The 931-nt window shown below is 55.3% G+C and carries 1 protein-coding gene; it reads left to right on the forward strand.

Features of this window, described 5'->3' with window-relative positions:
- Window positions 1–714 precede the first annotated feature (714 nt).
- Entirely contained in the window at window positions 715–885 is a 171-nt protein-coding gene (locus tag EN879_RS40475; RefSeq protein ID WP_206521361.1) for a hypothetical protein, read from the forward strand.
- The last annotated feature ends 46 nt before the right edge of the window (window positions 886–931 follow it).

Consider the following 931-nt stretch of genomic DNA (forward strand, 5'->3'; position numbering starts at 1 on the left):
CTTTAAACGAAGTTAGGCGTAGAAAAATTCCATTTTCAACAAAACTTGGCGAAGGAATTGGTCCAGACACGTCAATAGTAATAGATTTTCTAAATGGATCTCGGTTTTATTTTGTGAATTTTGAGAATCCTGTCCTATTTTCTTTAGAAATAATCGATCAGTAACGAAGAAGATCACGGTGACAGTGTATTTTTGTATACTGGATCGACCTTCATTTACTGTAGACTAGCAGAATGGCTCGGCTTGCCCGTATTGTAGTCCCCGGTCTGCCGCACCATGTCACCCAGCGAGGCAACGGGCGCGCCAAAGCGTTTTTAACGCCGTAAAACTATGCGCTCTACAAAAACCTCCTGATCGAGCATTGCCGCTCCGCCGATGTCGGCCTCTGGGCGTGGTGCCTGATGCCGAACCATGTGCACCTGATCCTGATGCCTGCCGGCGCGGATGGCCTGCGGTGCGCGCTCGCGAAGGTGCACCGCGCGTATGCCGGGACCATCAATGCGCGATAAAACAAAACCGGGCATTTCTGGCAGGGTCGCTTCGGCGCCATCGCGATGGACGAGGACACCTCTTGTCGGCTGTGCGTTATGTCGGGTTGAATCCGGTGCGCGCGGGACTGGTGAAGCAGGCGGCGGATTGGTCCTGGTCAAACGCTCGGGCGCATCCGACTGATAAGCCCGATGGCGTCACGGAATTGGGGCCGATGAAACACAGTTGCCGTCGTCGGTCGGGCGGTTCGATTTGATCGAGATGGATGCCGCGGCTTTCGACGCACTGCGCAAGGCCGAGAGCATCGGCTGGCCGGTGGGCAACGAGGCATTTCTGGGTAGGATTTTCGGGCAAACCGGAACCGCGGAAGCGGGGCAGGCGGCCGAAGCGAAATAGTGCACTGTGACCGTAATTCTTGAGCGCGGCGCATGATGGGTTACCC

Source organism: Mesorhizobium sp. M7A.F.Ca.AU.002.02.1.1 (assembly GCF_003998535.1).
GTDB lineage: Bacteria > Pseudomonadota > Alphaproteobacteria > Rhizobiales > Rhizobiaceae > Mesorhizobium > Mesorhizobium ciceri.